Here is a 25,222-nt window from a genome sequence, read left to right as displayed (position 1 = left end):
AGGTAGTGGTCTCCGGGGGCGGGCGGGACGCGGATGCGGCGCGTGCCCACATGGGCGAGGCCGAGACGCTGGTGGCGTCCGTACCGGAGGGCATCTACTGCGGCACGTCCGTGGGTCCGTCGTCCCTGCGGGTGCACCGGACCTCGGCGGCGATCGAACTCGGCGACGGCGCGGCCGTGCTCGACCTCGCGAGCGAGTGGCAGCCGGGCTGTGATCTGCCGGCCGAACGGCGGTCGCATTTCTACATCGACCTGGCTCGGGCGCAACTGTGGCGGGGGCACCGCGAGGCGTGTTTCTCCTCGTTGCAGTTGGCTCGCAGGATCGCGCCTCAGCATGTGCGCGAGCATCCCCAAGTCAGGGACACCCTGGCCACGTTGGTGCGTTTGCAGCGGTCGTCCACGGAGACGTTGCTCGGCTATGCCGAGTGGGCTCACGCGATTTGAGTGCCACACGGTGACACATCCTGTGTCACTTATGGGGGTTCCCGCCGGTCAGCATTGATGGTGTGCAGACCTGCTGGGCCGCTCGGCTTGGTGGGTGCCGTCGCCCATTGCCGACCCGGCGCTGGAGGCATCATGTCCGAGACCGTTCACGTCGGCCCGTCCGGTGATCCGCAGCGCCCGACCCGGATCACGCTGCCCGACCGGGTGCAGGTGGACCTCACGGACGACGAAGTCGTCGCGCTCCAGCACGAGATCCGTCGCCACATGCTGTATCCGGTCCCGGCCACGATCGACCGGCCCGCCGTCTCGGGCGACTGACGAGTCGCTCTCCGGCCGCTGCGGTGCGGGACCGCACGCGGCCTCCGGCCGGGCCCGCGGGTCCCACCGCGCCGCCTGGCCGGCCCCGGCCACCCGCTCTCCGTCGGGTGGCCCGCCCGGCGGTGCTGTTTCACCGCCGGGCCCGCCTTCCCTCGCCCGGCCGCAGGTACCCTGCGGCGGCCGGGCGAGGACCACCACTCACACTCAGCCTTGGAGAGGTCATGTCCGACTCGCCCCCGTGGACCATCGGCGACAACCTGTGGCGCAAACTCAGCGACACCCGCCACCACTTCGGCACCGTCACCCGCGTCTGGCAGGACAGTGACGACCGGTGGATGGTCGAGTACTTGCGCGGCTGGAGCCGGGAGTCACGGCAGACGCACATCGCGCCCGCCGGCGAGATGTACGTCGGCAACACGGCACCCTCGCGGCCGGTGTGACCTATCCGATCCGGACTTCCCACCGGTCCGCCGGGAGGAGCAACTCCTCGACTGCGGCGACCCGTCCGTCGCGCGAGAACCGGATCACCCTCACGACCAGGAGCATCGCCCCGATGGTGACACCGAGCATGCCGGCCTCGCCGGAGGTGGTGGCCCGCCCGGACATACCGCTGAGCGTGTGGGCATCGGGAATCGGGCGGAGGCGGCCGGTGTACCTGACGAGCAGGTGGCTGGTCCGCCCGTCGGGGTCGAGCAACTCGGTGCGCTGGACGCGGGCGGTGTCGGTGAGGCCGAGTAGCGTCCTGACGATGGTCGGTGCCACGACGCGGGAGAGCTGCCGTTCTCCTATGCCGTACGGCCAGGGAGCTGCCGGATCGGTCGGGGTCCTCATCGCTGGAGGATGCGCCACGGTGAGGCGCCGCCGCCGCTGGGATCCTTCGATGAGCCCATCCGCACGGAGGACCTGCATGGCCTCGCGGGCAGCTCCGTCGCCGAGGCGTACTGCCCGCGGAGTTCGCTGCGGGTAGGGAAGCGCTCTCCGGGCGCCAGGATGCCGCGCTCGATGAGGCCCCGCAAGTGAGCGGCGACGCGCTGATGGTCCTCGTCTGCGGCGGGCACGTCGCGAATCCTCGCCGGGTCGGATGCGGGGCGGGGCCGAGATCCCCGCCTGTGAGACGCGCCCGACCTCGCCTCCGGTGCGGCCGAACGAGGGGATCGTAGTCCGTTTGAGAGAAAGCGAACCACACGGGCGAGTAGCCCCACCCGGGACTCGGCCGGGCCGTGTGTTGGCGGCTCGGCCGGATGCGGCGGGCGCCGTTCGTTACGGGAGCAGCGGGCGGCGCCGTCATGTCGTTGTGGGGCGACTCGGCGCGGGATGGATCACGACTCGGTGAAGGACGCCCGTTCGAGTGGTCCGGGGGCGTAGCCTCCGCGGCATCCGACTGTGGGGAGTCCCGTGAGCAATCAACCGCCGCAGCGGCGTCGACGGATCGGCAACCGTGTCGTGGGGGCATGTGTGGCCATCGTCCTGGTGATCGGCGCCGCCGTGTTCGTGGCAAGTCTGGTGCAGGGCAAGGGGGACGGTGACGCGGCGAGTCCGGCCGCAGCCGGCCGGGCGGACTCCTCGCCGGCCGACGGCAGTCGCTCGCCCGTCGATGCCAGATTCGTCGCCGAACTCGGTCGCTCCGCACCGCAACTGGTGGGCCCGAGAGCCGATTTGAACGTGCTGCTGAGCATGGCCAACGTGGCCTGCGGCTGGGTGCAGATGGGCAAGGACCGGGAGGAGATCGCCAACCGCATCATGGGCGTCACCTACACCCGCGACGAGGCCCTGGCCATCACCAACGCCGCGATGACCGGGTACTGCCCGAACGGGGGGCGCAAGTAGCGCCGACGCGCGATCGCCGGGTCGGCGGCCGGCGGGCCCGGTGTGGGTGCGGCGTGCGAGGGTGACTGGTTCAAGATCATGGATCCGGACCGGGAGCGCTTCGTGGCTGGGGTTGGCGAGGGTGTGTATGTGCTGCGGAACGTGCGCAGTGGGCTGGTCCTCGAAGTCGAGGGCGGGCGGACCCACAGCGGGGCCAATGTGTGGCAGGGCGCCGAGGACGGTTCCGCCGCGCAGCACTGGCGGATCACCGCCGTACACGCGGGCGGCGCGGTCCACCACGTGGAGCACGTGGCCAGTGGGAAGCGGCTGGACGTGACCGGGGCCTCGGAGGAGAACGGGGCCAACGTGCAACTGTGGCGGGCGAACAACTTCGGCGCGCAGGAGTGGATCCTGGAGGAGCACGTCGACGTGCCGGGCCGGGTCACGCTGGTCAACTACGTCAGCGGGCTGCTCCTGGAGGTGGCCGACGGCAGCACCGAGCCCGGCGGCAACGTGCGGCAGTGGGAGGACACCGACAGCCCGTCGCAGTGGTGGGCGCTCGAACCGCGCTGAGCACGCCGACCGGACCGGGCCGCCGCCGTCCCCCTCGCGCGAGGGTCAGGCGGCGGCCACCACGTGGGTGCGGGCCAGGGTCGGGGTGAGCGGGCGCGGGCGCGCGGCGGGGCGGGCGAACACGAACAGCCGCAGCACCACGAACCGGCCGATCCCGGCCAGGCCGGACGCGCCCAGGTAGACGCCCTGTTCGACCAGGACACCCGCGCCCGGCGCCGCCGCGTGCAGGCCGAGCACCGCGGTCGTGGTGAACAGGTAGGCGACCAGCGCGCTGAGCGCCGACTGGCCGTGGGCGCGCAATCCGGCGCGCCCGCCGCCGAAGGTGAACCGGCTGTGCAACTCGGTCGCGGCCACCGTGGAGACCACGGTCACGAACGCGTTGGCGACCGCGATCGGCATCGTGCCGGAGAGCACGACCAGCGCACCCGAGGAGGCGATCCCGGTGCCGCCCCCGAAGACCACGAACCGCGCGAACGCGGCGATCGAACCGGACTTCCCGGCCCTGCCGCCGGCTGCGTTGTTGCTCTTCCCCGTGGTCTTCATGTCCTTCAGCCTAGAAACGAATGAGGCCAGAGACGTTCCTGATTCACCCGGTGCGCGCGAGGTGTTCGGTAAAAACCCTGCGGTTCGCCGAAACCCCGCTGCCGCTTGGCCTCCGGGCCCGCCGACCCAGGGTGCGGGACGGTCGTGCCGCCCACCACCCTGGTGCAGAACCGGCACCGACCGCACCCGATTTTTCGCGCCGCGCCGTGTCCGCCCCGAACGGTTGGCGCCCCGCGGCGGGCATGCGACGACCCCGGTCGGGGCGTCGGGTCGCGACGCGGTGGACCGGGGTCGGGGAGCGCGGTGTCTCCTCGGGCTTCAGCCGGGGCGTTCCTGTTTCGATCGGATCCGTCGGGCCTCAGCCGGCCGAGGTGAACACCAGGGACGCGTTGTGGCCGCCGAATCCGAAGGCGTTCGCGACGGCGACGTTCAGCGGCCCCACCCGGGGCTCCTTGGCGACCACGTCGAGGTCGATGTTCGGGTCCTGGGAGTCCAGGTTGCGGGTGGCCGGGATGACGCCGTCGCGCAGCGCCGCCACGGCCGCGACCGCGCCGATCGCGCCGGCCGCACCGCACAGGTGGCCGAGCATCGACTTGATCGCGGTGACCGCCGCGTGCCTGCCGATCGCCTCGGCGATCGAGGCGGCCTCCAGCACGTCGCCCGCCGGTGTCGAGGTCGCGTGCGCCTGGATGTGATCCACGTCCGCGCCGGTGACGCCGGCCTCGGCCATCGCCATCCGCAGCGCCCGGACCTGGCCCGGCCCGTACCCGGCGGTGATGTGGTTGGCGTCCGAGGTGACCCCCGCGCCGGCCAGGTACGCGTGCCTGCCGGCGCCGCGGGCCGCCGCGAAGTCGGCCCGCTCCAGGACCAGCAGCGCGGCCCCCTCGCTCATCACGAAGCCGTTGCGCTTGGCGTCGAACGGACGCGACGCCGCGGCCGGGTCGCCGTCGTAGGTGGACAACGCGCGGGCCTGGGCGAAGCCCGCGATCGGCAGGGGGCCTATCGTCGCCTCCGCGCCGCCCGCGATCACCACGTCGGCGCGACCGAGGCGGATCAGGTCCAGGGCGTACGCGATCGCCTCCGAGCCCGACGCGCACGCGCTGACCGGGGTGTAGGCGCCGGCGCGAGCCCCGAACTCCATGCTGACCTGCGCGGCCGGCCCGTTGGGCATCAGCATCGGCACCGTGTGCGGGGACACCCGGCGCACGCCGGACGCGGCCAGCACGTCGTGCTGCGCGAGCATCGTCATCGCACCACCCATGCCGGTGCCCACCACCACGGCGAACCGTTCCGGCTCGACCACCGGCGCGCCCGCGTCCGCCCACGCCTCGCGGGCCGCCACGAGTGCGGCCTGCTGACACCGGTCCAGACGCCGCGCCCGGACCCGGTCGAGCACCGTCTCGGGGCAGACTCGCATCCGCCCGGCGATCCGGACCGGCAGGTCGGCCGCCCACGCGTCCGCCAGGGCTTCGATTCCCGACTCGCCCGCGAGGAGGGCCGCCCACGTGGACGGCACGTCCCCGCCCAACGGCGTGGTCGCGCCCATCCCCGTCACCACCACATCGGTCTTGCCGAGCGTCATAAAACGCACCCCAGCTCTGTCGAAGCATTGTGGAAACACGACACGGGTGACCCACGCGCGCTCGCGTACGGGTCACTTGATCCGCAACGCTGTCAGGGAAAGTTCGGCGCGGGGGTATCGACACCGATAAAGAGGACGTCCTATTACTTGTTGAGTTCCCACAACCGACCGGTAACCGGTTCAGCTCCGCAAATGCCATCGAAACGGCTGATACCCGCCGATGATCGGCGGTTGTGAGCGACGGATCCGGGGCGGCGGGACGCGCGCGAGGGCAGTCGCGGGGCGCGCGCGAGGACGCTCGCGGGGCGTACGGTGCGGCAAGCCGCGCGCGGCATTATGGGCTGCTTCAGCGGGATCGTCCCGGCTTTGCGGAAGATCGACGAAAAGCCGGCAAAACGTCGTGACCATGGGCATTTGCGACCTCGATCCCAGGGAGACCGCCATGGCCTGGTACCCCGGAGCCACCCAGCGCGAGCTGGAGCCCGAATCCGACGCGCAGCCCGCCATCCGCCCCACCCAATTGATCCTGCACTCGATCGCCGCGCCGTGGTCGGGCGAGCGGATGTACGAGTACTGGCGCGACTCGACCAACCTCGAATCGCACTTCGGCTGCGCGTACGACGGCGGCCTGTGGCAGTTCATCGGCACCGAGACCCGGGCCGACGCGAACGCCTCGGCGAACCGCCGGTCGGACGGCACCGGCGCGGTCAGCGTCGAGAGCGCGAGCAACCTGGAGCACACCGACCCGTGGACCGAGGCCCAGGTGGACAGCCTGATCCGGCTCGGCGTGTGGATGCACGAACGGCACGACCTGCCGCTGCGGGTGTGCCGGGCGTGGGACGACCCCGGGTACGGCTACCACCGGCTGTTCGCCAAATGGTCCATCGACGGCACCGCGTGCCCCGGCGACGCGCGCGTACGGCAGTTCCACGACCGGATCTTCCCGGGCATCGTGGCCGGCACCGGCGGCACCCCACCCGTCGACATCCCGGCCCCGCGCCCCGCCGTCGACCTGGCCGAACTGGTCGCCGCGGCACGGTCGGACCCGAGCCGCCAGGGCACTCCGGTCACCTACGTGGGCACCCGCATGGTCGAGAACGCCCTGGTCGCCGAGGGCCTGCTCGCCGGCCATCTGGCCGACGGCCACTACGGCACCGCGACCCTGAAGGCATACGCCGAATGGCAGCGCCGACTGGGCTACAACGGCTCGGACGCGGACGGCATCCCGGGGCGCCGGTCACTGACCCGACTGGGGGCCAAACACGGCTTCACCGTCGCGTGAGCGGGGCGCGCACAGCGGAAGCGGGGCGTCTCACACGCCTCGGTCGGTGGCCACCAGCAGGCCGGTGACGATCGCCATCAGCGACCACACCAGCCACATCCAGGCCACCGCGTCGTACAGCGCGCTGTACAGACCCAGGATGGTGAGCAGCACGAGTGTGCAGGCCACCATGCCCCGACTCTGTGGACCGTAGGTACGGATCATCGTCGCCTCCACCCTCGGAGCCCGGGAACGAACCGGTGTCTGGCACGGTAGCGCAGCAGCTCGCGAGACGGACAGAGCGCGGCGCCCGGGAACCACGTGGCGCGGCGGCCGGCGGCCGGGTGACCGCCGGGCCCTCGCCGCGCCTCACAACACCAAGAGGTCGAAGAGCCGGTCCAGGTCCGCCGCCGGATTCGCGGTCAATCCGCCGTGCACCGGACCCGGCTGCACGATCGTGCTGCGCGGCGCGGTCAGCCAGCGAAATCGGCGCCCGACCGGCTCGGCGCCGGGCGCACCGGCCGCCTCGCTGCCCGCACACACCAGTTCCCACGCGGCGAGTACCGCGCGTGCCTGGGTGACGTCGGCGTCCGGGTCGAGCGCGCACAGCCTGGACTGTTCGACGTGGGTGCGGGCGCCCAGGAAGCCGAACGCCTGGCTGTACAGCGCGACGCCGACGTTCAGGCACTCCCCGCGCTCCACCCGGGGCACCAGGCGGATGATCGAGTACTCGAAGAACTCCCGCTGGGCGATCGTCGTCATCACTTGAGCCAATCCGGGCGGTTCGACACCGAGGAGGCCGCGCCCTGTCGCGCGACCGTTTCCGGCGCGATCTCCGGGAGCCACGCGCGCGGTGCGGCGGCGCGGGCGGACAGGTGCGCGATGTACGCCTCGCGCAGCGCGTCGGGGCTGTCCAGGCCGAGTGCGCGCTCGGCGTCGCCCGACTCCAGCCACTCGTCCGGGACCAGCGCGAGTACCTCGGTGAGCAACGCGCGGGTGATCCGCGGAGCCAGTTCGGCGTCCGCCTTGAGCAGACCGGGACCGCCGAGGGTGGCCAGCACGTGATCGCCGGCGTCGAACGCACGCGTCGCGGCCGACGTCGCGGCCCGCCACGCGTGGTGGAACCACAACGAGGCGCCGTGGTCGATCAGCCACAGCCGACCGTGCCACACCAGCAGGTTCGGATTGCGCCAGGAACGGTCCACGTTCGAGGTCAGCGCGTCCAGCCACAACACGCGTGCGGCCAGCTCGGCGTCCGGCTCCCAGGTGGCCGGGGTGAAGTCGGCCGAGCCCGGCAGGAAGTCCATCCCCAGGTTCAGCCCGGCACTGGCCTTGATCAGCTCCTGCACCTCCTGGTCCGGCTCGCCGCGCGCGATCACCGGATCCACCTCCATCCGCACCAGGGCGGGCACCGGCAGCCCGAGCCGGCGGGCCAGTTCGCCCACCACGACCTCGGCGACCAGCACCTTGGCCCCCTGCCCGGCGCTGCGGAACTTCACGACGTAGGTGCCGAGATCGTCGGCCTCGACGAGCCCGGGCAACGAACCGCCCTCGCGCATCGGCGTGACGTAACGAATGGCATGGACCAGGGGAAGCATTCCCGAACAATGCCACGCCCCGCGGGCCGAAAAACACTCGGGTCACCGCGGCGGGCTCGTGCGGGTCGGGCGCGTCGAGCGGCGCGGGCGCGGGTCGACGCGGGGCGCTGGGCCCGTTGCCGTCAGAGGCTGGGGGGTTCGGGGCGGACCAGGCCGTTCTGGTAGGCGATGACGACGAGTTGGGCGCGGTCGCGGGCGCCGAGTTTGGTCATCGCGCGTTGGATGTGGGTGCGCACGGTCAGGACGCTGAGGACGAGCTTTTCCGCGATCCGGTCGTTGGACTCGCCGTGGGCGGCCAAGACGGTGACCTCTTGCTCGCGGGGGGTGAGGTCGGCGAGGCGTTCGGCGGGGGCCAGGGGCGGTCCGGAGGCGGGCGTGGTGAGGAAGCGGGTGATCAGGGCCCGGGTGGCTCCCGGTGACAGGAGCGCCTCGCCGGCGGCGACGGTGCGGATTCCGTCCAGCAGCGCGTCCGTGGTGACGTATTTGCCGAGGAAGCCGCTGGCGCCGACGCGTAGTGCCCGGGCGACGTACTCCTCGGTCTCGAACATGGTCAGGATGAGGACGCGGGTGCCGGCGAGGTCGGGGTCCTCGCAGATGGCGGCGGTGGCGGCGAGCCCGTCGCCGTCGGGCATCCGGATGTCCATCAGGACGATGTCGGGTTGCCGGGCGCGGGTGAGTTCCACGGCCTGGTGGCCGTCGGCGGCCTCGCCGACCACCTCCATGTCCGCGCAGGAGTCGATCAGCAGCCGGAAGGTGCCGCGCAGGAGGGCCTGGTCGTCGGCGAGCAGGACGCGGATGGTCAACGGGTTTCCTCGGGTCGTCGTCCGGCCGGGGTGTCCGCCGGGGCGGGAGGCGGGAGGGGGAGTGCGGCGGCGACTTCGAAGCCGCCGTCGGGTCGGGGGCCGGCGCGCAGGTCGCCGCCGACCGAGTGGGCGCGTTCGCGCATGCCCATCAGTCCGTAGCCGCCTCCGGGTACCGGCGGAACGGCCCCGCCGTCGGGTGAACCGTCGTTGTCGACGGTGACGAGCAGGTGTGAGTCCTGGTAGTGGAGCCGAACCCGGGCCGCGTGGTCGGGCGCGTGTTTGGTGGCGTTGGTCAGGGCCTCCTGGATGATCCGGTAGGCGGTCAGGTCCACGCCCGGGGACAGCGGCCGGGCCCGGCCCTCGGTGGTGACGGTGACCGTCAGGCCGGCCGATTCGCAGGCCGCGACCAGCGTGGCGAGACGGTCCAGGCCGGGGGCGGGCGCCAGCGGGTCGGCGTCCGGGTCGGCGCTCTGGCGCAACACGCCCACGGTGGCGCGCAGTTCCAGGAGCGCGGAGGTGGTGGTGCCGACCAGGTCGGCGAGGATCCGTCGGGTCTGTTCGGGGTGGGTGTCGGCGAGGTGGGCGGCGGTGCCGGCCTGGGCGTGCGCGACGGCCATGTGGTGGGCGATGGCGTCGTGCAGTTCGCGGGCGATGCGCATGCGTTCCTCGGCGACGCGCAGCCGGGCTTCCTCCTCGCGGGTGCGTTCGGCGTGCGTGGCGCGGGCCTGGACGGATTCGAGGTAGGCGCGCCGGAAGCGGCTCCTGCTGCCCAGGGACATCGGCAGCCACAACCACAGGACGGTGCCCACGGTCCGCAGGATGAGGTCGTCGCCGAGCGGCGCGCCGGCCAGCGAGGTGGCCGGCAGCACGGCCACCGCCGCCCGGCCGTAGCGGCCGGTGGTCCGCGAGTCGGTGAGCGCGGCAAGCCAGTACAGGGCGGTCATCACCGGGGCCAGCAGCAGCGGACTGGGCAGGTAGCCGAGCGCGGTCAGCAGTGCGGCCGCGCCGGTGGTGACCGCGAGGGCGGCGCGCGGGTGGGTGCGGGCGCCGAGCACGGCCACGCCGGAGACCACGAGGATCCAGGCGGGCCACAGGGCGTGCGGGGGCGAGGACTCGGACGTGCTGATCTGCGCCCCGAAGAGCGTGCAGACGCACATCGCCACCGCCGTCACCACATCCGCGGCCCGGGCGTGGCGCTCCGCGTACCGTTCGAGATTGCCGGTCATCGTGCTCTCCGCGAGGGGGCGTGCCGGGTCCATGGTTGCCGATGCCCACGAGGACGGCGCAAGGACCGCCCGAGACGGCTTGCTCGGGCGGTCCTTCGGGCGCAGTCGATCATCGGTGCGCCCGGACCGGCCCGTCCGGGTCGCGGTCCGGGCCGGCGGGCCGGGCGTGGCCCAGGAGGGCCGAGCCCTCCACGTCGACTCGGGGCAGGACGCGGCCCAGTCGGCTCGGCAGCCACCAGGCCCGGTCGCCGAGCAGGGCCAGGACGGCGGGCACGATCGCCATCCGGACCACGAAGGCGTCGAAGAGCACCGCGGCGGCCAGGCCGAACCCGAGCATCTTGATCAGCCCGCCCTGTTCCCCGATGAACCCGGAGAAGACCGCGATCATGATCAGCGCGGCGGCCGTCACCACCCGGGCGCTGTGCCGGAACCCGGACACGACCGCCTGCTCGGCCCCTTCCCCGTGGGTGTACGCCTCCCGCATCCGGGAGACCAGGAAGACCTCGTAGTCCATGGCCAGCCCGAAGACGATGCCCATCATGAAGATCGGCATCAGGCTCATGATCGGCCCGGTCTGCTCCACCCCGAACAGGTCCGCGGCGTGTCCCTCCTGGAAGACCAGCACCAATACGCCCAGCGCCGCGAGCACCGAGAGCACGAAACCCAGGGCCGCCTTGATCGGCACCAGCAGGGACCGGAAGACCAGCAGCAGCAACACCACCGCCAGGCCGCCCACCACCGCCAGGTACGGCACCAGCGCGGCCTGCACCTTCGCCGCGACGTCGATGTTCAGCGCGGTCGTGCCGGTGACCTCGAACGTCGCCGACGCCTGCTTCTCCACGGCCGGCCGGTCCCGGCGGATCGCCTCCACCAGGTCCTTGGTCCGCTGGTCCGTGGGGCTGCTCGACGGGGTGGCCCGGAAGACCGCGGTGTCGCCGACCTGGTTGAAGCGGGCCTGCGAGACGGACACGATGCCGGCTGTGCCGCCGATCCGGTCGCCGACGGCGCGCACCGCGGCGTGCGGGTCGGCCGAGCCCCTGGCGTCCACGACGATGGTCAGCGGTCCGTTGAAGCCGGGGCCGAAGCCCGCCGCGAGCGCGTCGTAGGCCCGTCGCTCGGTGGTGGCGGTGGACTTGGCCTCGTCACCGGGCATGCCCAGGCGCAGTGATGCCACCGGTACGGCCAGTGCGACCAGACCCACCACGCCGAGGATCAGCACCGCCACGGGACGACGCAGCACGAAGCCGGCCCAGCGGGTGCCCAGGTTGACCCGTGTGCGGGTGCCGGGCGCACCGCCGCTCGGGAGCACGGTCCGGTCGGCGCCCCGGGCGCGGGCCTTGCGCGTCCTGCGGGCCAGGACCGCGTCGGGCCAGTACCCGAGCAGCGCGGGCACGAGTGTCAAGGCGACCAGGACGGCGACCGCGATGGCCCCCGCGGCGGCCAGGCCCATTTTGGTCAGCGTCGGGATCCCGACCACCGACAGGCCCGCCAGGGCGATCATCACGGTGATCCCGGCGAACACGACCGCCGATCCGGCGGTGCCCACCGCCACCCCGGCCGCCTCCTGCGGGGGCCGGCCGCGCTCGCGCTCTTCCCGATAGCGGGAGACCACGAACAGGGCGTAGTCGATGCCCACCGCCAGGCCCAGCATCGTCCCGAGCGTGAGCGTGTCCGAGGACAGCCCCAGCGGGCCCGCCAGCAATACGACCGTGAACAGACTCACGGCGACACCCACGATCGCGGTCAGCAGCGGCAGACCTGCGGCCGCCAGTGACCCGAAGGTGATCAGCAGCACGACCGCCGCCGCCGAGAGGCCGACGATCTCCGCGACGCCGCCGGGGCCGCCGCCGCCGTCCATCGCCGACCCGCCGGTCTCCACCGTCAGGCCCGCCGCCCGGGCCTGATTCGCCGCCTTGTCCACCGCCGCCCGGTCGGCATCGGTGACGTCGGCGGACTCCACCTTGTAGGTGACGGTCGCGTACGCGGTCGTACCGTCCTTGCTGACCGCCTGCGACTCGAACGGGTCCGCGACAGCGGCCACCCGCGGGCCGCCGCCCAGCGTGTCCACCGCGTTCACGACGGCCTTGCGCAGGTCGCCCGTGCCCACCTGCCGCCCGTCCGGGGCGACGAAGACGATCCTGGCGGTGGCGCCGTCCGCGGCGGCCCCGGGGAAGCGTTCCTCCATGAGATCGAACGCCTTTTGCGACTCGATCCCCGGCATCGAGAATTCCTCGTCCGAGGGCCCCCGCGCTCCCGCGGCGCCCACCGCGACCGCGGCCAGCACCCCGAGCCAGACCAGGACGACCAGGCGGCGGCGCCGGAAAGCGCCGAGCCCGAGCCGATACAGAAAAGTCGCCACGTCAGGGTCTCCCTATCCACGAGCGATGACCGCTCAAGGCTCGCCCGGGAGGACCCGTCCCGTCGTCATGCCGCTACGGACACCGCGACCTACCGAAACCACACGACGCACTACCGAAATCGCAGTAGGCGCCCGAGGCGTGACCGCCCGGAGCGGCCCGTGACCACCCCCGTCGTCCCGGGTCGGGGGCGGCGGGACAATGGGGGTATTCGGATCCGCTCGGGTCCCTGTTTCCTGGACGTGACACGCGTGAGTTCGCCGGAATCCAGCTCGGCGCCGATCGGCGATTTGTTCATGCGGCTGGCCAGGCGCATTCGGGTGCGCGCCGGCCGGGAACTCGCCCCGTTGGGTCTGACGCCGGCTCAGGCGCATGCGATGAAGGTGCTCGCGCACGCCGAGGAGCCGCTGCGGATGGCGGATCTGGCGGCGCGGCTGGAGATCGTGCCGCGCTCGGCGACCACCGTGGTGGACGATCTGGCCGCGCGGGACCTGGTCCGGCGCAGTACCTCCGCGCTGGATCGGCGCGCGACGCTGGTGGAGTTGACCGAGCGGGGGCGGGACGAGCTGCGTCGGATCCGGGCGATCCGGCAGGGCGCGGGTGCGGCCGTCTTCGATCGACTGGGCGAGGCGGATCGGGCCGAGTTGTTGCGGCTGTTGCGGTTGGTGGACCGGGAGTTGGCCGAGTACGAGGCGGTGGAGCCGGGGGCGGTCCGGGACGGGCGCTCGTGCCCGCCGCGCGACGGGGGATGAGCGGTGGCCGCGGGTTTACGCCGACAGCGATTCCGCCCAGAGCGTGAGGTGCTTCCGGTGATCGTCGCGGGTGGGCAGAGTCGGGGCATGAGAATTCTGATTCTGGGTGGTTCCGAGTTCGTCGGCCGCGCCGTCACCGACGCCGCGTCGGCCAGGGACTGGGACGTGACCGTGTTCAATCGCGGTCGGCACGAACTTCCCTCCGGCATAAGGTCGTTGGTGGGTGACCGGACCACTGTGGGCGGTCTGGCCGCGCTCGCCGACGGCGAGTGGGACGTGGTCCTGGACACCTGGAGCGCCGCGCCGCGCGTGGTCCGCGCCTCGGCCGAGCTGTTGGCCGACCGCGTCGGGCGTTACGTCTACATCTCCAGTTGCTCGGTGTACGACCAGCCGACGCCCGCCGGACTGGGCGAGGAGGCGGCCCTGGTCGAGGCCGCGCCCGACGACGGCGACGACGTGTCCTACCCCCGGGCCAAGCGCGGCGCCGAGATCGCCGTCGAGCAGGCGTTCGGCGACCGGTACGTGCACGCGCGGGCCGGGCTGATCCTGGGTCCGCGGGAGAACATCGGCCGGCTCCCGTGGTGGCTGAACCGGATCGCCCGCGGCGGCCTCGTCCCGGCTCCGGGTCCGCGTGAGGCGCAGCTCCAGTACATCGACGCGCGCGACCTGGCCGAGTGGACTCTGGACGCGGCCGAGGCCGGTCGCAGCGGCGCCTACAACCTGGTCGGGCCGACCGGCCACACCACGATGGGCGAGCTGCTCGACCTGTGCGTGCGGATCACCGGTTCGGACGCCGAACTGCGCTGGATCGACCCGGACACGATCCTGGCCGCGGGCATCCAACCCTGGCTCGAACTGCCGATCTGGCTCCCGGCGGGCGAGGACTACGACGGCATTCACCGGCGCGACGTGCGCAAGGCGCTGGCCGCCGGCCTGCGGGTGCGCCCGGTCGAGGAGACCGTCGCCGACACGTGGACCTGGCTGCGCTCGGTGAACGGCGTCGTGCCGCAACGCCCGGACCGCCCGGTGGTGGGCCTGCCGCCGGAGAAGGAGGCCAAGCTTCCGCTGGGCTGAGCCGCCGGCGCGCCGGGGTGGGCGGGTGTCACCCGGGCGGCGGGAAGGAGTGGTCCAGGAAGGCGGTCCAGGCCGACTGCACCCTGTCCCGATGGTCCGGCGTGCCGCCGGCCAGGTGGTCGAGCAGCAGGCCGCGCAGCACGGCCAGCACCAGGGTCGGCGGCACCGGGTGGTCGGCCAGGACGCGCCGGAGCGGGGGCAGCCAGTCGTCGAGGGACCTGCCGGCGAAGTCGGACCACGGCCCGTCGGGCCCGTCGAAGGATCGCACGTAGCCGTCGAAGAACAGGCGGAGCGCGCCTCGGCGTTCGGGGGCGACCAGCCAGGTCCACAGCAGGTCGAGGGTCTCCCGGGCGGTGCCCGGGTGGCCGTCGGCGCGGGCGACCAGGGCGAGTTGCTCGGCGCGGCCGACGTCGAGGATCTCCCGGACCAGTCCCTCCTTCGCGCCGAACAGGTAGAGCAGCACACGGGGGCTGGAGCCGATCGCCCGGGCCAGCGGGCGCAGCGAGAGTTCGGCCAGCCCGTGCTCGGCGACGTAGGCCGCGCTCGCGGCGAGCAGCTCGTCACGGCGGGCGGAGGTGGGGGGTTTCACGTCGGCGGTCATCCGCATATCCTCTACTGAAACAACTGTTTCAGTGAAGGATATCGAGACCATGACCTCGACACCGAGCACGCGTGGCGTGAGCATTCGCGACGCGACGCGTCCCGGCGACCTGGGCGCGCTCGCCGCGTTGCACGGCGTGCTGTACAGCCGCGAATACGGCATGGACGCGACGATGGAGGCGGGCGTCGCCGCGGGCATGGCCGAACTCGTATTGGCCCGAACCCGCGAAGGTGACGACGGGCCCGGTCGGATGTGGGTCGCCCAGGACGACCGGGACACCGAACGTGTGCTCGGCGGCATCGGGTTGACCCGCGCCGAGGACGGGTGGACGCGGCTGCGCTGGGTGATCCTGGATCCGGCCGCGCGCGGTCGCGGGGTGGGTGGTGCGTTGCTCGACACCGCACTGGCCGAGGCCCGTCGGCGCGACGCGGTCGGCGTCTACCTGTGGACGATCGCCGGCCTGGGGGCCTCCCGGCACCTGTACGACCGGGCCGGTTTCGCCCTGACCGAGGAACACCCGGCCCGGACCTGGGGAATCGACACCGTCAGGCAACGTTTCGACCTGAAGTGGTGATCGGCGTCGACCCCGGAAATCGATCCGGGATCGGCGCCCGCCCCGGCCCGACGACGGCCCGAGTGCCGGCTCAGCGCAGCGGCAGCGTCACCCACACCGTCTTGCCGCCCGTCGTGTCCGGCTGGATCCCCGCGTACCCGCCGGCCTCGGCGACCAGGGCCTTGACGATCAACAGGCCGCGCCCGCTGTCGTCGTCGACGGTCTCCAACAGCGCCTTGGGGCAGAACGGATGTCGATCGTGCACCCCCACCTGCACCCCGCCGTCGTCGGTGCCGCACACGGTGACGCCGATGGCCGGCGTCAACACCCCCGCGTGCCGGACCGCGTTGGTCACCAACTCGGACACGACCAGACGCAGCGTGTCCGCGAGATCGCCGTGGGCGGGCATGCCCCACCCGACGGCGATCGCGACCACCTTGCGTCGGGCCGCGGACACCTCCGCCTCGTGCGGCGGCAGATCGAACCGACACACCGGATGGGCGTCATTGAGCACGGTCATACCGCGCCTCCCGAGCCGGTGGCGGTCACGCGATGGACGGACACGGCACCGTGACGGTGCCCGGTGTGACTCATGATGTCCCCGATGGCGGGTGTACGGATCTTCCGAGGGAATTCCCTCGGAGCGTACCGATTCCGACACCCGGTGCGTCCCGTTTGCGACACTTCCACACCCCGCTCGGCGGGGCGTTCGGGGGCGTGCGCGAACGAAACGCCCTGGCGAGCGCGCCGTCCGCGCACGGCGCGCGCCAGGGGGGACCGGCCGGGGTCCACCCTTACGCGTGACACCCGCCCCGCGCGTCCCCCGGACCCGGCCCGTACCCGGCTCCGCCGCTACGCCGTGGCGGGATGTACGCCCGACCCCTCCAAATGTGGGCGGACCAGGACCTTGACGTGCTCGTCCGGCCGGCCGAGCGTGTCGATCGCCGCGGCCACCCCGCCGAAGCCCACCTGGCCGGTGACCAGCGCCGCCGCGTCCACGCTGCCGGCGGCGATCCGGGCCAGCGTCTTCGGATACTCCTCCGGCGGATAGGTCAGACACATCTTGACCGTGAGGTCCTTGTAGATGCCCACCACGGGTCGGAAGGTGTCCTCGGTCATGCACACTCCGATCAGCAACACCGTGGCGCCGCGCGGCGCGGCGTAGGTGATGCGATCGAACATGCCGGCCTTGCCCGAACACTCGAAGATCGTCAGCGGTTGCCCCGGCTCGGCGATCTCGCGCCACGCGACGAACGGGTCCCGCTCGGCCGGGTCGACCACGACGTGGGCGCCGAACGCGCGGGCGAGTTCGCGGCGGCGCGGGGAGGGTTCGGAGACCACCACCGGGGCCACGCCGCGCTCGATCAGGCCGGCGATCGCGCCCAGGCCGATCGGCCCGGCGCCGATCACGATCGCCGCGCCGCCCTTCTCCGCGCCGGAGCGGGCCACGTTGCCGAAGCCGACCGCGAGCGGCTCGGTCAGCGCGGCGACGTGCGCCGGTACGTGTGCGGGCACCTTGACCAGGGCCGCCGCCTGCATCACCATGCGCTCGCCGAAGCCGCCGGGGAAGGTGTTGGAGTAGCCGATGGTGCGCAATACGCCACCGCCGTCCAGCGCCCAGGGCAGGCCGACCACGACCTCGCCCTCCTCGAAGCCGGTCACCCCCGGCCCGGGCCGCACGACCCGCGCGGACAGCTCGTGACCCATCACCAGGTCGGCGTCCGGGTCGAAGACGAACGACGGCGTGTCGGAATCGATGGACGCCCGGAGGAACTCGGCCGTGTGTTTGTACGCGGACAGATCCGAGCCGCAGATCCCGCAGGCCACCGTCTCCACGAGGACCTGCCCCTCGCCGGGTTCGGGTGCCGCGATGTCCTCGACCGTGAACGCGCCGCCGCGTAGTACCGCTGCTCGCATGTTGGGCAATCTCCCTGTCGGGTCGACGGCTCACCGGTGCTCCGGATCGCCGAAACGAACGTGCGTGGACGGGTTCAGGAGGCGGGCGGCGTCATCGCCGCGACGACCGCCTGACGCAGCGCGCCGATGAAGCGCTCGCTGTTGTCGTGCGCCCAGGCCATCGAGGACTGCCGGGGACGGTTGGCGCCGGTGAAGTGCGGGACCACGTACTCGGCGAACAGTTCGTAGCTGCGCCGCTTGTCCGCCGGTCGCGCGATCGGCAGGTCGAGCAGGAGCAGTGTGCCGAAGCCGCCGGACTGTTCGGCCATCGCGGTGATGCGTTCGATCGCCTGCGCCGGTGTGCCGATCATCGCCACGCCGAAGGTCGGGAAACCCTCGCCGGTCCACTGCGCCACGGCCTGCCCGGGCGTCGCCCCCCAGGGCATGGTCATCCCGGACAACCCCTGGATGTAGTCGACCAGGTGGTGCACGCCGTACTCGGCCTGCTCGCGCGCCGCCTCGGTGGTCTCGGCGAGGTGCATCGGCACCACCAGGCGCCAGCGCTCGCGGTCGGCGACGTGGCCGTGCTCGGCGCAGGTCTTGGCGTAGACGTCCCAGTTCGTGGACAGCGCCGCGAAGCCGGACGGGTCGGCGGCGGCGAGCGAGAGCAGGCCCATGCCGTGGGTGCCGGCCTGGACCGATCCGGACGGCGAGACGGTGGAGGCGCACACGGTCTCGATGCCGGCGCGCGTGTACGGGCCCAGGTGCAGCCGGGCCTGGTCCAGGGTGAACCAGTCGGTGCGCATGGTCACCGTCTCGCCGCGCAGGAGCGGGACGATCGCGGCCAGCGCCTCGGCCATCATGGCGCGCTGGCGCATCGGGTCGATGCCCATCATGAAGGCGTCCGAGGCCAGTTGGCCGGGCCCGGAACCGAACATCACCCGGCCGCGCGATTGCAGGTCGAGCTGCACGATGCGGTCCGCCAGCACCAGCGGGTGGTGGTACGGCAGCGAGTTGACGCCGGTACCGAGTCGGATCCGGGTGGTGCGTTCGGCGGCGGCGGCGATGAACACCTCGGGCGAGGCGATCGTCTCGTATCCGGCCGAGTGGTGCTCCCCGATCCACGCCTCCTCGAAGCCGAGCGCGTCCAGGTGTTCGACCAGGTCGAGGTCCCGGCGCAGTTGCAGCGAGGGGTTGCCGTCGATGCCGTGGTAGGGGGCGATGAAGGCACCGAAGCGGGTCGGCGGAGCGGCCTCTGACACGGGCTGGACCTTTCGTAGGACACAAGAACATGCTTGGATGAGTTATGTCCTACATGGAGGATCGCGAGGAAACAAGGGGTACGCCCGCCGGTCGCACCGGGCCGCGCACCCGGCGCACCGCCGATGGCGGGCCCAGCGCCCGCACGTTGTTGTTGACCGTGCTGGGGGAGTACGTGCGCTGGCCCGGGCACGACGGGGTGTGGTCGCCGACGGCCGTGGCGGCGCTCGACGCGCTGGGGGTGCCGGAGGCGGCCACCCGGCGGGCGATCACCAGGCTGACCGGGGAGGGCTGGCTGGTGGCCCGGGCCGAGGGGCGGTACACCCGGCTGACCCTCGCGCCGTCGTTGTATCGGCTGCTGACCGGATGGACCGAGCGGCTCGCCCGGGCGACCCGCGAGACGCCCTGGTCGGGACAGTGGCAACAACTGCTGTTCCGCCCGCCGGCGACGCTGCGCGAGGCCCGCGCGGTGGTCGAGGAGCAGCTCGCCTTCGAGGGCTTCGGCGATCTGGGGCGGGGGGTGTGGATCGCGGCGGACCCGGGCGGGGTGGGCGCGTTGCGGGCGCTGATCGCCGAGCGGGGCCTGGCCGGGCACGCGACCTGGATGACGTCGAGCGTGAGCGACCCGGAGCGGGAACGGGCCCTGGTCGAACAGGCGTGGGACCCGGCCGCGATCCGGGTGGTCCTGGAGGCGTTCGTCGACCGGTTCGCCGGCGCGCGGGCGAACACCGACGCGGAGGCGTTCGAGCTGCGTACCCGGCTGGTGCACGCGTGGCGGCTGACCTTCGAATGCGACCCGCGCCTGCCCGCCGCGCTGCTGCCGGCGGACTGGCCGGGGGCGGCGGCGAGCGACCTGTTCGTGGCCACGTGGCACCAAGTCCACGAACCGGCGCAGCGGTGGTGGGCGCACCTGGATCGGGATCCTCGGCGGGGTTGAGCGGGGCCGGCCGCGGCTTCGGAACGGGCGCGGCGGGCCTGCGGGAACGGGTGTGACGCGTTTGCGGGAACGGGTGCGGCGCGGTGGTGGGAACGGCGCGGCGCGCTTGCGTGTGGATACCCCCTGCCCCTATCTTCTTCTCATGCTCGTATGAAGAGCTGTTCAGACGATACGATGTCCGAGTCGAGACGACGGCGGACGTGGGCGACCACGCGAAAGTGGAGGTGACCCGGTGGCGCAGCCGGTGGACGCGGACCTGGTGGACTCGGTGCGATCGCGGTTGCCCGACGGCCCGCACCTGGCCGAGACCGCGGACGTGTTCGCGCTCCTGGGCGACCCCGGCCGACTCACCCTGCTGGTCGCGCTTTTGGAGGGCGAGCTGTGCGTCCGCGACCTGGCCGCCGCCTGCGGGCAGGGCGAATCGGCGGTCTCGCACCAACTGCGGTTGCTGCGCGCACACCAGGTGGTGACGGTGCGCCGGGCGGGCCGGATGGCCTACTACCGCCTCGCGGACGCGCACGTTCGGCTGCTCCTGGACGTGGCGCTCGCGCACATCGGTCACGCCCCCGCCACCGATCACACCGGCTGCGCGAACGAGCTCCCCGGAGGGACTTCATGACCACCCGCGACCACGACCACGGCCCGGACGCGGCCGGGTCCTCGGCGCCGACCCGCGAGCCGGATCCGGCCCACGGCAGCCACGGCGGGCACGACCACGGGGGAGCCGGGCACGCCGGGCACTCGCATGGGGTGGCCGCGGACGCGGACCGCCGCTACCTGACCGCCGCGCTCGTGCTGATCGGCGCGTTCATCGTGGTCGAGGTCACCGTCGGCATCCTGGCGAGTTCGCTCGCGTTGATCACCGACGCCGGCCACATGGTCACCGACGCGTTCGCGATCGGGCTCGCGCTGGTGGCGATGCGGCTCGCGGCCCGGCCCGCGCGTGGGCGCTGGACGTACGGGTTCAAGCGGGCGGAGATCCTGTCCGCGCAGATCAACGGCATCACGTTCCTGGTCCTGGCGGTGTGGTTCACCTACGAGGCGGTCCGGCGGCTGATCTCGCCGCCCGACGTCGAGGGCTCGTTGGTGATCGTCACCGCCGCGGTGGGCATCGTGATCAACGTGATCGCGGCCTGGCTGATCTCCCGGGCCAACCGCTCCAGCCTCAACGTCGAGGGCGCCTACCAGCACATCCTCAACGACCTGTGGGCGTTCATCGCCACCCTGATCTCCGGCGTCGTGGTGCTGACCACCGGCTTCGCCCGGGCCGACGCGATCGCCTCGCTGATCGTGGCGGCGCTGATGCTCAAGTCCGGCATCGCGCTGGTCCGCGAGTCGTGGCGGATCTTCCTGGAGGCGGCCCCCAACGGCATCGAACCGGACGCGGTCGGGGCGGACCTGGCCTCGGTCGAGGGCGTCACCGAGGTGCACGACCTGCACATCTGGACCATCACGTCCGGCTTCCCGGCGTTGTCCGCACACGTCCTGGTCGAGCCAGGGGACGACTGCCACCGGGTCCGCGACCGGCTCCAGGAGCGGTTGCGCGAACGGTACGCGATCACCCACACGACGCTTCAGGTCGATCACGCCGACCCGGCGGTGCTGGCGATCGGCACGACACGCGGGCACTGCGAGGACCCGCACGGGACGGTGCACACGCGCTGACGGGGAGCGCCGACCAGACCGAAGGCCCGCGTACCGCTCGGCGGTACGCGGGCCCTCGGCCCATCTGCTCTTCGCTCAGTTCGAGGCGGCGGCGCGGACCGTGCGCAGGCGCTCGGAGCGGAGCTGCTCGTGCCAGTGGTCGCCCAGCGGGGTCAGCGGCACGCCGGTGGCCCAGGTGAGCAGCAGGTCGGCCAGCGCCGGGTTGCGCGACATCACCGGCCCGTGCATGTAGGTACCGATCACCCGACCCGCGTACGCGCCCTCGGTGCCGTCGCCGGTCCCGTTGCCGTTGCCGTGGGTGACCCGGGCCAACGGCTTGGCGCCGGGGCCCACGTGGGTGACGCCCTGGTGGTTCTCGAACCCGGAGAGCACCGGCAGGCCGAGCGCGGGGTCGACCTCGGCCAGCACCTCGCCGACGCAGCGCTTGCCGGGCGCGCCCCGGCCGGAGCGTACGTCCAGCAGGCCCAGACCGGCTTCGGCCTGGTCGAGGTCGTCGATGAACTCGTTGCCGATGATCTGGTAGCCGGCACACACCGCGAGCAGCGCGGCACCGGCGCCGACCGCGGTGGCCAACCCCGGGTCGCGGCGCAGGCGTTCGGCGGCCAGCCGCTGCGGCCGGTCCTCGCCGCCACCGATCAGGTAGATGTCGCCGGAGGTGGGCACGGGCTGGTCGGAGCGTACGTCCACCCGCTCGACCTCGATGCCGCGCATCAGCGCGCGGCGCTCCACGATCAGCGCGTTGCCCTGGTCGCCGTATGTGCTGAGCAGGTCCGGGTAGATCCAGACCAGGCGCAGCCTGCTCTCACCGATCATGCGTGGGCCGCTTCCTTGATCGTCTTGCGAAGCTGTTGGAACGCCGTGTAGTTGGCAATGACCTCGATCTGGCCGGGCGGCGAGGCCGCGACCGCCTGACCGAGCGTCTCGAAGACCTGGAACTGCAGGCCCGCGACCTCCAGCCGGACGGCCAGGTCGAGTCGGCGCTGGCCCAGGACCATCAGCGGGCGACCGGCGAGCTGGGTGAAGTCGACGTCCCAGATCCACGAGGTGTCCTTGCCGTCCGCGTCGAGCGCGTTGACGGACAGGATCACCGGGGTGGGCGGCGGGTCGATCAGCGAGAACGTCTCGACCCAGCCGGCCGGGTTCTTGGCCAGCAGCAGGCGCAACTTGCGGCCCATGTAGTCGACCACGTCGTAGCGGCCGGCGACGGCGGTGACGTGCTTCATCCGCTCCAGCGCCGCTTCCACGGGCACGCCGAACAACGACGCGACGGCCGCGGCGGTGACCGCGTTGGCGCGGTTGGCCCGGCCCGGCAGTTGCAGGTGCAGCGGCCACACCTGCCCGTCCGGGTCGACCATGCGATCACCGGCGAGCGACCAGGTGGGCGAGGGACGACGGAAGTCGCACTCCGAGCAGAACCAGTCGTCGCCCGGACGCTGCATCACGCCGCCGCACTGCGGGCAGGACCAGGAGTCCTCCTGCCAGGTCTGCCCGGCGGCCACCCACAAGACGTCCTTGCTGGAGGACGCGGCCCACACGATCAGCGGGTCGTCCGCGTTGGCGACCACGATCGCGTCCCGCCCGCGCAGACCCTCGCGCCACTTCTCGGCGAGCATCCGGGTCTCGGCGGCGCGGTCGAGCTGGTCCCGGGAGAGGTTGAGCAGCGCGATGGCGACGGGGTCGGAGTCGCGGGCGACACCCGCGAGGTACTTCTCGTCGACCTCGATCACGCCGTAGCGGGCCTCGTTGCCCGCGCCCGCGAGGGCGGAGGTGATGCCCGCCGGCATGTTCGCGCCCAGCGCGTTGGACACCACCGGGCCGGCCGCGCGCATCGCTTCGGCGACCAGGCGGGTGGTGGTGGTCTTGCCGTTGGTCCCGGAGATCAGCACCACCTGCAGCCCCACCGACAACTGCGCGAGCAGGTCCGGGGCGAGTCGCAGCGCGAGCTTGCCGCCGATGACCGAACCGCTGCCCTTGCCGGCGCGCCGCGAGATGGCCGCGGTCACCCGACTCGCGGTGATCGCCAATTTGGAACGCGGCGGCAACGCCTCGGAGGAGCGCTGCGGCGCACCCCCCTGGCCGGGAACGCTATTGCCTGACATCGAAGAAGGTTCCTCCAAGCGACGGCCCCGACCGGCGGTGGCCCATGACCGGTTGTACCGGCCGCCACCCTATCGAGATCACACCACCTTCCGTCGCCGGCGGCGGTGCGTATAGGCGTGGACGCGCGGGGTCGGCGTTTCGGTTGCGGCGGTGCCGGTGGGGCGGTGTGTGCCCGGTGCCGCGGCCGGAGCACGGGTGTCCTGCGGCGGGCCCGGGGTCGGGTGTTGGTGCCTTCGGGTTACGGGAGGCGCCAGTCCACCGGTTGGGCGCCTTGGCCCACCAGGAGGTCGTTGGTACGGGAGAAGGGGCGGGAGCCGAAGAAGCCGCCGGCGGCCGACATGGGGGAGGGGTGCGCGGACTCGACCACGGCCGCGCCCGGGCCGAGCAGCGGCCGGGCATTGCGGGCGTCGCGACCCCACAGGATCGACACCAGCGGGGTGCCGCGCGCGGCGAGCGCCTTGATCGCCTGCTCGGTGACTTCCTCCCAGCCCTTGCCGCGGTGCGCGGCGGGCCGACCAGGGGCGGTGGTCAGCGCGCGGTTGAGCAGCAACACGCCCTGGTCGGCCCACGGGGTCAGATCACCGTTGGTGGGCATCGGCAGGCCCAGGTCGCGGTTCATCTCGGTGAAGATGTTGATCAGCGAACCGGGCAGCGGACGCACCTCCGGAGCGACCGAAAAGCTCAACCCCACCGCGTGCCCGGGGTTGGGATAGGGATCCTGACCCACGATCAGCACCCGTACGTCCGCGAACGGTTGGGTGAACGCCCGCAACACGTTCGCGCCCGCCGGTACGTACCGCCGCCCGGCGGCGATTTCACCTCGCAGGAACTCGCCCATGGCGGCCACTCGGCCCGCCACCGGTTCCAGGGCCTTCGCCCATCCTGCCTCGACAAGTTCGCCCAACGGCCGCGCCACCATGGGAGTTGAGCATAGGGCAAACGAGTGACACTCCCGCACGGCCGCACCCGCGCCGACCAGGGTACGAGCGTGCGGGGGAGGGGACTTGGTCGCGGCGCCGCGCGTCGGTGCCGCGCCCCCCGACCCACGGTAGCGATCACCCGGCTGCGGTCGAAACGTTTGCGTCGGGCTGCGAAGGCCGGTTGCCTCGGCTACCCGCTCGACGCGCCTGCCCGGCTACTCGATCAGGCCCGTCACCATGTCCCAGGCGTCCTCGGCATCCGAGCCGGCCAGCGACAGGGCCACCGCCGCCTCGCACGCGGCCAACGCGAAGACCGCGCCCACCCACGTGCGTTCCGCGGGGGTCAGCCGGCGCCATTCGAGCGCCCCGCCGGCCCCGTCCACCAGATCCGAGGCCACCACGAGCCAACCCCACTCGGCACTGCCCCGCCCCGCCGCCAACGCGCGCAGCACGCCTGCGCCCAACAACACGTCCCGCGCCCCGAGACCGCGGCCGAGCAACGACGCCTCCCGGGCCGCGGTGGGCCGCAACCACACCCCACCGCGCGGAGCCACCATGGACACCACCCCGGCGGCCACCCGCCCCGCCGCCAATACCGCCGCCATCCGTCCGGCCGACCCGGATATCGCCCCCGAAACCGCCACCACAGCCCCTTATCGAAACCAGCTCGCACCCCCCGGCCCAACGACCGGCGGCCCACACCGTAGCGGTGCCCCACATCGCAGCCCCCGCACCCCCAGGACGCACCCAACCTCCACCCCGGTTTCGACCCCGACCCCCACCCGCCCCCCCCGAGGCAAGTGAGCGACGAACCAGACAGGTTCAAGCCAACCAGGCACGACCACCACCGCGACACACACGCCACAACCGGCCTCCCCCAACCCGCCGACCCACCCCACCCCCCGGCGCGTCAGCGCCCCCGACCCAGCCCGCCCCCGTGATCGACGCGCGCAG

At 72.5% G+C, this 25,222-nt stretch carries 28 protein-coding genes and 1 pseudogene; 12 read left to right on the top strand and 17 right to left on the bottom strand.

Annotated elements, in window-relative coordinates:
* The 3 genes and pseudogenes from ACFXMF_RS35025 to ACFXMF_RS35015 form a co-directional block, all read left to right on the top strand.
* Nucleotides 1-443, top strand: a pseudogene (locus ACFXMF_RS35025) (transcriptional regulator); the annotation flags it as partial.
* A gap of 132 nt (nt 444-575) precedes the next feature.
* Nucleotides 576-761 carry a hypothetical protein gene (locus ACFXMF_RS35020; protein ID WP_379989690.1) on the top strand — a complete coding sequence of 62 codons (186 nt, stop codon included), beginning with the start codon at nt 576-578 and terminating at the stop codon, nt 759-761.
* Nucleotides 762-982: 221 nt separating this feature from the next.
* The gene (locus ACFXMF_RS35015; protein ID WP_379989691.1) at nt 983-1,201 is read left to right on the top strand and encodes a hypothetical protein; all 219 of its coding nucleotides are present in this window, start codon (nt 983-985) and stop codon (nt 1,199-1,201) included.
* 1 nt (nt 1,202) lies between these two features.
* Here ACFXMF_RS35015 and ACFXMF_RS35010 read toward each other — a convergent pair whose 3' ends face one another.
* A complete protein-coding gene (locus ACFXMF_RS35010; RefSeq protein ID WP_379989692.1) occupies nt 1,203-1,592 on the bottom strand; it encodes a hypothetical protein in 390 nt (129 codons plus the stop codon).
* A gap of 564 nt (nt 1,593-2,156) precedes the next feature.
* Between ACFXMF_RS35010 and ACFXMF_RS35005 the strand changes: the two genes are divergently transcribed.
* Both ACFXMF_RS35005 and ACFXMF_RS35000 read left to right on the top strand, forming a co-directional pair.
* The gene (locus ACFXMF_RS35005) at nt 2,157-2,588 is read left to right on the top strand and encodes a DUF732 domain-containing protein (protein ID WP_379989693.1); all 432 of its coding nucleotides are present in this window, start codon (nt 2,157-2,159) and stop codon (nt 2,586-2,588) included.
* Nucleotides 2,589-2,690: 102 nt separating this feature from the next.
* The gene (locus tag ACFXMF_RS35000; protein ID WP_360311725.1) at nt 2,691-3,140 is read left to right on the top strand and encodes an RICIN domain-containing protein; all 450 of its coding nucleotides are present in this window, start codon (nt 2,691-2,693) and stop codon (nt 3,138-3,140) included.
* Between the two features lie 45 nt (nt 3,141-3,185).
* Here ACFXMF_RS35000 and ACFXMF_RS34995 read toward each other — a convergent pair whose 3' ends face one another.
* Both ACFXMF_RS34995 and ACFXMF_RS34990 read right to left on the bottom strand, forming a co-directional pair.
* Nucleotides 3,186-3,683, bottom strand: a complete 498-nt coding sequence (locus ACFXMF_RS34995; RefSeq protein ID WP_360311727.1) for a hypothetical protein — start codon at nt 3,681-3,683, stop codon at nt 3,186-3,188.
* Nucleotides 3,684-4,041: 358 nt separating this feature from the next.
* Complete coding sequence (locus ACFXMF_RS34990; protein ID WP_360311729.1) at nt 4,042-5,265, bottom strand: beta-ketoacyl-ACP synthase II; 1,224 nt, start codon at nt 5,263-5,265, stop codon at nt 4,042-4,044.
* Between the two features lie 406 nt (nt 5,266-5,671).
* Here ACFXMF_RS34990 and ACFXMF_RS34985 point away from each other — a divergent pair, with 406 nt between their 5' ends.
* Nucleotides 5,672-6,547: an N-acetylmuramoyl-L-alanine amidase gene (locus ACFXMF_RS34985; protein WP_379989694.1), complete on the top strand. Its 876-nt coding sequence runs from the start codon at nt 5,672-5,674 to the stop codon at nt 6,545-6,547.
* Nucleotides 6,548-6,577: 30 nt separating this feature from the next.
* Here ACFXMF_RS34985 and ACFXMF_RS34980 read toward each other — a convergent pair whose 3' ends face one another.
* The 6 genes from ACFXMF_RS34980 to ACFXMF_RS34955 all read right to left on the bottom strand — a co-directional run bounded on the left by ACFXMF_RS34980 (nt 6,578) and on the right by ACFXMF_RS34955 (nt 12,512).
* Complete coding sequence (locus tag ACFXMF_RS34980; protein ID WP_360311733.1) at nt 6,578-6,751, bottom strand: hypothetical protein; 174 nt, start codon at nt 6,749-6,751, stop codon at nt 6,578-6,580.
* A 144-nt stretch (nt 6,752-6,895) separates the two neighbouring features.
* The gene (locus ACFXMF_RS34975; protein WP_360311735.1) at nt 6,896-7,288 is read right to left on the bottom strand and encodes a DUF3037 domain-containing protein; all 393 of its coding nucleotides are present in this window, start codon (nt 7,286-7,288) and stop codon (nt 6,896-6,898) included.
* Nucleotides 7,288-8,124 (bottom strand): HipA family kinase, encoded by an 837-nt coding sequence (locus tag ACFXMF_RS34970; RefSeq protein ID WP_360311737.1) that lies wholly within the window; start codon nt 8,122-8,124, stop codon nt 7,288-7,290. The genes ACFXMF_RS34975 and ACFXMF_RS34970 overlap by 1 nt, the downstream gene beginning before the upstream one ends.
* 122 nt (nt 8,125-8,246) lie before the next feature.
* Nucleotides 8,247-8,927 (bottom strand): response regulator transcription factor, encoded by a 681-nt coding sequence (locus ACFXMF_RS34965; protein WP_360311739.1) that lies wholly within the window; start codon nt 8,925-8,927, stop codon nt 8,247-8,249.
* On the bottom strand, nt 8,924-10,153 hold the full coding sequence (locus ACFXMF_RS34960) for a sensor histidine kinase (protein ID WP_360311741.1): 1,230 nt from the start codon (nt 10,151-10,153) through the stop codon (nt 8,924-8,926). Before ACFXMF_RS34960 ends, ACFXMF_RS34965 begins: the two co-directional genes overlap by 4 nt.
* Nucleotides 10,154-10,262: 109 nt before the next feature.
* Nucleotides 10,263-12,512, bottom strand: a complete 2,250-nt coding sequence (locus ACFXMF_RS34955) for an MMPL family transporter (RefSeq protein ID WP_379989695.1) — start codon at nt 12,510-12,512, stop codon at nt 10,263-10,265.
* A gap of 249 nt (nt 12,513-12,761) precedes the next feature.
* On the opposite strand from ACFXMF_RS34955, the gene ACFXMF_RS34950 reads away from it, so the two are divergent.
* Entirely contained in the window at nt 12,762-13,262 is a 501-nt protein-coding gene (locus tag ACFXMF_RS34950; RefSeq protein ID WP_360311745.1) for a MarR family transcriptional regulator, read from the top strand.
* An 87-nt stretch (nt 13,263-13,349) separates the two neighbouring features.
* A complete protein-coding gene (locus ACFXMF_RS34945) occupies nt 13,350-14,336 on the top strand; it encodes an NAD-dependent epimerase/dehydratase family protein (protein WP_360311747.1) in 987 nt (328 codons plus the stop codon).
* Between the two features lie 28 nt (nt 14,337-14,364).
* Here the strand turns inward: ACFXMF_RS34945 and ACFXMF_RS34940 are convergent, their stop codons facing one another.
* Nucleotides 14,365-14,937: a TetR/AcrR family transcriptional regulator gene (locus tag ACFXMF_RS34940; protein ID WP_360311749.1), complete on the bottom strand. Its 573-nt coding sequence runs from the start codon at nt 14,935-14,937 to the stop codon at nt 14,365-14,367.
* 49 nt (nt 14,938-14,986) lie between these two features.
* Here ACFXMF_RS34940 and ACFXMF_RS34935 point away from each other — a divergent pair, with 49 nt between their 5' ends.
* Nucleotides 14,987-15,511: a GNAT family N-acetyltransferase gene (locus ACFXMF_RS34935; protein WP_379989696.1), complete on the top strand. Its 525-nt coding sequence runs from the start codon at nt 14,987-14,989 to the stop codon at nt 15,509-15,511.
* A gap of 70 nt (nt 15,512-15,581) precedes the next feature.
* On the opposite strand, the gene ACFXMF_RS34930 is transcribed toward ACFXMF_RS34935, so the two are convergent.
* The 3 genes from ACFXMF_RS34930 to ACFXMF_RS34920 all read right to left on the bottom strand — a co-directional run bounded on the left by ACFXMF_RS34930 (nt 15,582) and on the right by ACFXMF_RS34920 (nt 18,648).
* Nucleotides 15,582-16,010, bottom strand: a complete 429-nt coding sequence (locus ACFXMF_RS34930; RefSeq protein ID WP_360311753.1) for an ATP-binding protein — start codon at nt 16,008-16,010, stop codon at nt 15,582-15,584.
* Nucleotides 16,011-16,342: 332 nt separating this feature from the next.
* Nucleotides 16,343-17,407 carry a zinc-binding dehydrogenase gene (locus ACFXMF_RS34925; RefSeq protein ID WP_360311755.1) on the bottom strand — a complete coding sequence of 355 codons (1,065 nt, stop codon included), beginning with the start codon at nt 17,405-17,407 and terminating at the stop codon, nt 16,343-16,345.
* A 74-nt stretch (nt 17,408-17,481) separates the two neighbouring features.
* Nucleotides 17,482-18,648, bottom strand: coding sequence for an LLM class flavin-dependent oxidoreductase (locus tag ACFXMF_RS34920; RefSeq protein ID WP_360311757.1), 1,167 nt, complete (start codon nt 18,646-18,648; stop codon nt 17,482-17,484).
* A gap of 44 nt (nt 18,649-18,692) precedes the next feature.
* On the opposite strand from ACFXMF_RS34920, the gene ACFXMF_RS34915 reads away from it, so the two are divergent.
* The 3 genes from ACFXMF_RS34915 to ACFXMF_RS34905 all read left to right on the top strand — a co-directional run bounded on the left by ACFXMF_RS34915 (nt 18,693) and on the right by ACFXMF_RS34905 (nt 21,248).
* Nucleotides 18,693-19,583 (top strand): PaaX family transcriptional regulator C-terminal domain-containing protein, encoded by an 891-nt coding sequence (locus tag ACFXMF_RS34915; protein ID WP_379989697.1) that lies wholly within the window; start codon nt 18,693-18,695, stop codon nt 19,581-19,583.
* A gap of 232 nt (nt 19,584-19,815) precedes the next feature.
* Nucleotides 19,816-20,202 carry a metalloregulator ArsR/SmtB family transcription factor gene (locus ACFXMF_RS34910; protein ID WP_360311761.1) on the top strand — a complete coding sequence of 129 codons (387 nt, stop codon included), beginning with the start codon at nt 19,816-19,818 and terminating at the stop codon, nt 20,200-20,202.
* Nucleotides 20,199-21,248, top strand: a complete 1,050-nt coding sequence (locus ACFXMF_RS34905; RefSeq protein WP_360311763.1) for a cation diffusion facilitator family transporter — start codon at nt 20,199-20,201, stop codon at nt 21,246-21,248. The genes ACFXMF_RS34910 and ACFXMF_RS34905 overlap by 4 nt, the downstream gene beginning before the upstream one ends.
* A 75-nt stretch (nt 21,249-21,323) precedes the next feature.
* On the opposite strand, the gene ACFXMF_RS34900 is transcribed toward ACFXMF_RS34905, so the two are convergent.
* From ACFXMF_RS34900 to ACFXMF_RS34885, 4 genes are all read right to left on the bottom strand, one after another.
* Nucleotides 21,324-22,058, bottom strand: a complete 735-nt coding sequence (locus ACFXMF_RS34900; protein ID WP_360311922.1) for a glutamine amidotransferase — start codon at nt 22,056-22,058, stop codon at nt 21,324-21,326.
* The gene (locus ACFXMF_RS34895; RefSeq protein WP_360311765.1) at nt 22,058-23,347 is read right to left on the bottom strand and encodes a MurT ligase domain-containing protein; all 1,290 of its coding nucleotides are present in this window, start codon (nt 23,345-23,347) and stop codon (nt 22,058-22,060) included. Before ACFXMF_RS34895 ends, ACFXMF_RS34900 begins: the two co-directional genes overlap by 1 nt.
* Nucleotides 23,348-23,586: 239 nt before the next feature.
* Nucleotides 23,587-24,267 carry a uracil-DNA glycosylase gene (locus ACFXMF_RS34890; protein WP_360311767.1) on the bottom strand — a complete coding sequence of 227 codons (681 nt, stop codon included), beginning with the start codon at nt 24,265-24,267 and terminating at the stop codon, nt 23,587-23,589.
* Between the two features lie 216 nt (nt 24,268-24,483).
* On the bottom strand, nt 24,484-24,912 hold the full coding sequence (locus ACFXMF_RS34885; protein ID WP_360311769.1) for a hypothetical protein: 429 nt from the start codon (nt 24,910-24,912) through the stop codon (nt 24,484-24,486).
* Between the last annotated feature and the right edge of the window lie 310 nt (nt 24,913-25,222).

It is taken from the genome of Embleya sp. NPDC059213 (assembly GCF_042754445.1).
Classification (GTDB): Bacteria; Actinomycetota; Actinomycetes; order Streptomycetales; family Streptomycetaceae; genus Embleya.
The sequence above is the reverse complement of the archived record's forward strand: the minus strand, read 5'-3'. Positions and strand labels throughout refer to the sequence as shown.

Coding starts and splice junctions, on each gene's coding strand:
- ACFXMF_RS34895 (WP_360311765.1), bottom strand. CDS start 23,347: ATGTCAGGCAATAGCGTTCCCGGCCAGGGGGGTGCGCCGCAGCGCTCC.
- ACFXMF_RS34945 (WP_360311747.1), top strand. CDS start 13,350: ATGAGAATTCTGATTCTGGGTGGTTCCGAGTTCGTCGGCCGCGCCGTC.
- ACFXMF_RS34970 (WP_360311737.1), bottom strand. CDS start 8,124: ATGCTTCCCCTGGTCCATGCCATTCGTTACGTCACGCCGATGCGCGAG.
- ACFXMF_RS34995 (WP_360311727.1), bottom strand. CDS start 3,683: ATGAAGACCACGGGGAAGAGCAACAACGCAGCCGGCGGCAGGGCCGGG.
- ACFXMF_RS34915 (WP_379989697.1), top strand. CDS start 18,693: ATGTCCTACATGGAGGATCGCGAGGAAACAAGGGGTACGCCCGCCGGT.
- ACFXMF_RS34925 (WP_360311755.1), bottom strand. CDS start 17,407: ATGCGAGCAGCGGTACTACGCGGCGGCGCGTTCACGGTCGAGGACATC.
- ACFXMF_RS34975 (WP_360311735.1), bottom strand. CDS start 7,288: ATGACGACGATCGCCCAGCGGGAGTTCTTCGAGTACTCGATCATCCGC.
- ACFXMF_RS34940 (WP_360311749.1), bottom strand. CDS start 14,937: ATGACCGCCGACGTGAAACCCCCCACCTCCGCCCGCCGTGACGAGCTG.
- ACFXMF_RS35020 (WP_379989690.1), top strand. CDS start 576: ATGTCCGAGACCGTTCACGTCGGCCCGTCCGGTGATCCGCAGCGCCCG.
- ACFXMF_RS34905 (WP_360311763.1), top strand. CDS start 20,199: ATGACCACCCGCGACCACGACCACGGCCCGGACGCGGCCGGGTCCTCG.
- ACFXMF_RS34935 (WP_379989696.1), top strand. CDS start 14,987: ATGACCTCGACACCGAGCACGCGTGGCGTGAGCATTCGCGACGCGACG.
- ACFXMF_RS34990 (WP_360311729.1), bottom strand. CDS start 5,265: ATGACGCTCGGCAAGACCGATGTGGTGGTGACGGGGATGGGCGCGACC.
- ACFXMF_RS34985 (WP_379989694.1), top strand. CDS start 5,672: ATGGGCATTTGCGACCTCGATCCCAGGGAGACCGCCATGGCCTGGTAC.
- ACFXMF_RS35015 (WP_379989691.1), top strand. CDS start 983: ATGTCCGACTCGCCCCCGTGGACCATCGGCGACAACCTGTGGCGCAAA.
- ACFXMF_RS34960 (WP_360311741.1), bottom strand. CDS start 10,153: ATGACCGGCAATCTCGAACGGTACGCGGAGCGCCACGCCCGGGCCGCG.
- ACFXMF_RS34980 (WP_360311733.1), bottom strand. CDS start 6,751: ATGATCCGTACCTACGGTCCACAGAGTCGGGGCATGGTGGCCTGCACA.
- ACFXMF_RS34930 (WP_360311753.1), bottom strand. CDS start 16,010: ATGACCGTGCTCAATGACGCCCATCCGGTGTGTCGGTTCGATCTGCCG.
- ACFXMF_RS35010 (WP_379989692.1), bottom strand. CDS start 1,592: ATGAGGACCCCGACCGATCCGGCAGCTCCCTGGCCGTACGGCATAGGA.
- ACFXMF_RS34890 (WP_360311767.1), bottom strand. CDS start 24,267: ATGGTGGCGCGGCCGTTGGGCGAACTTGTCGAGGCAGGATGGGCGAAG.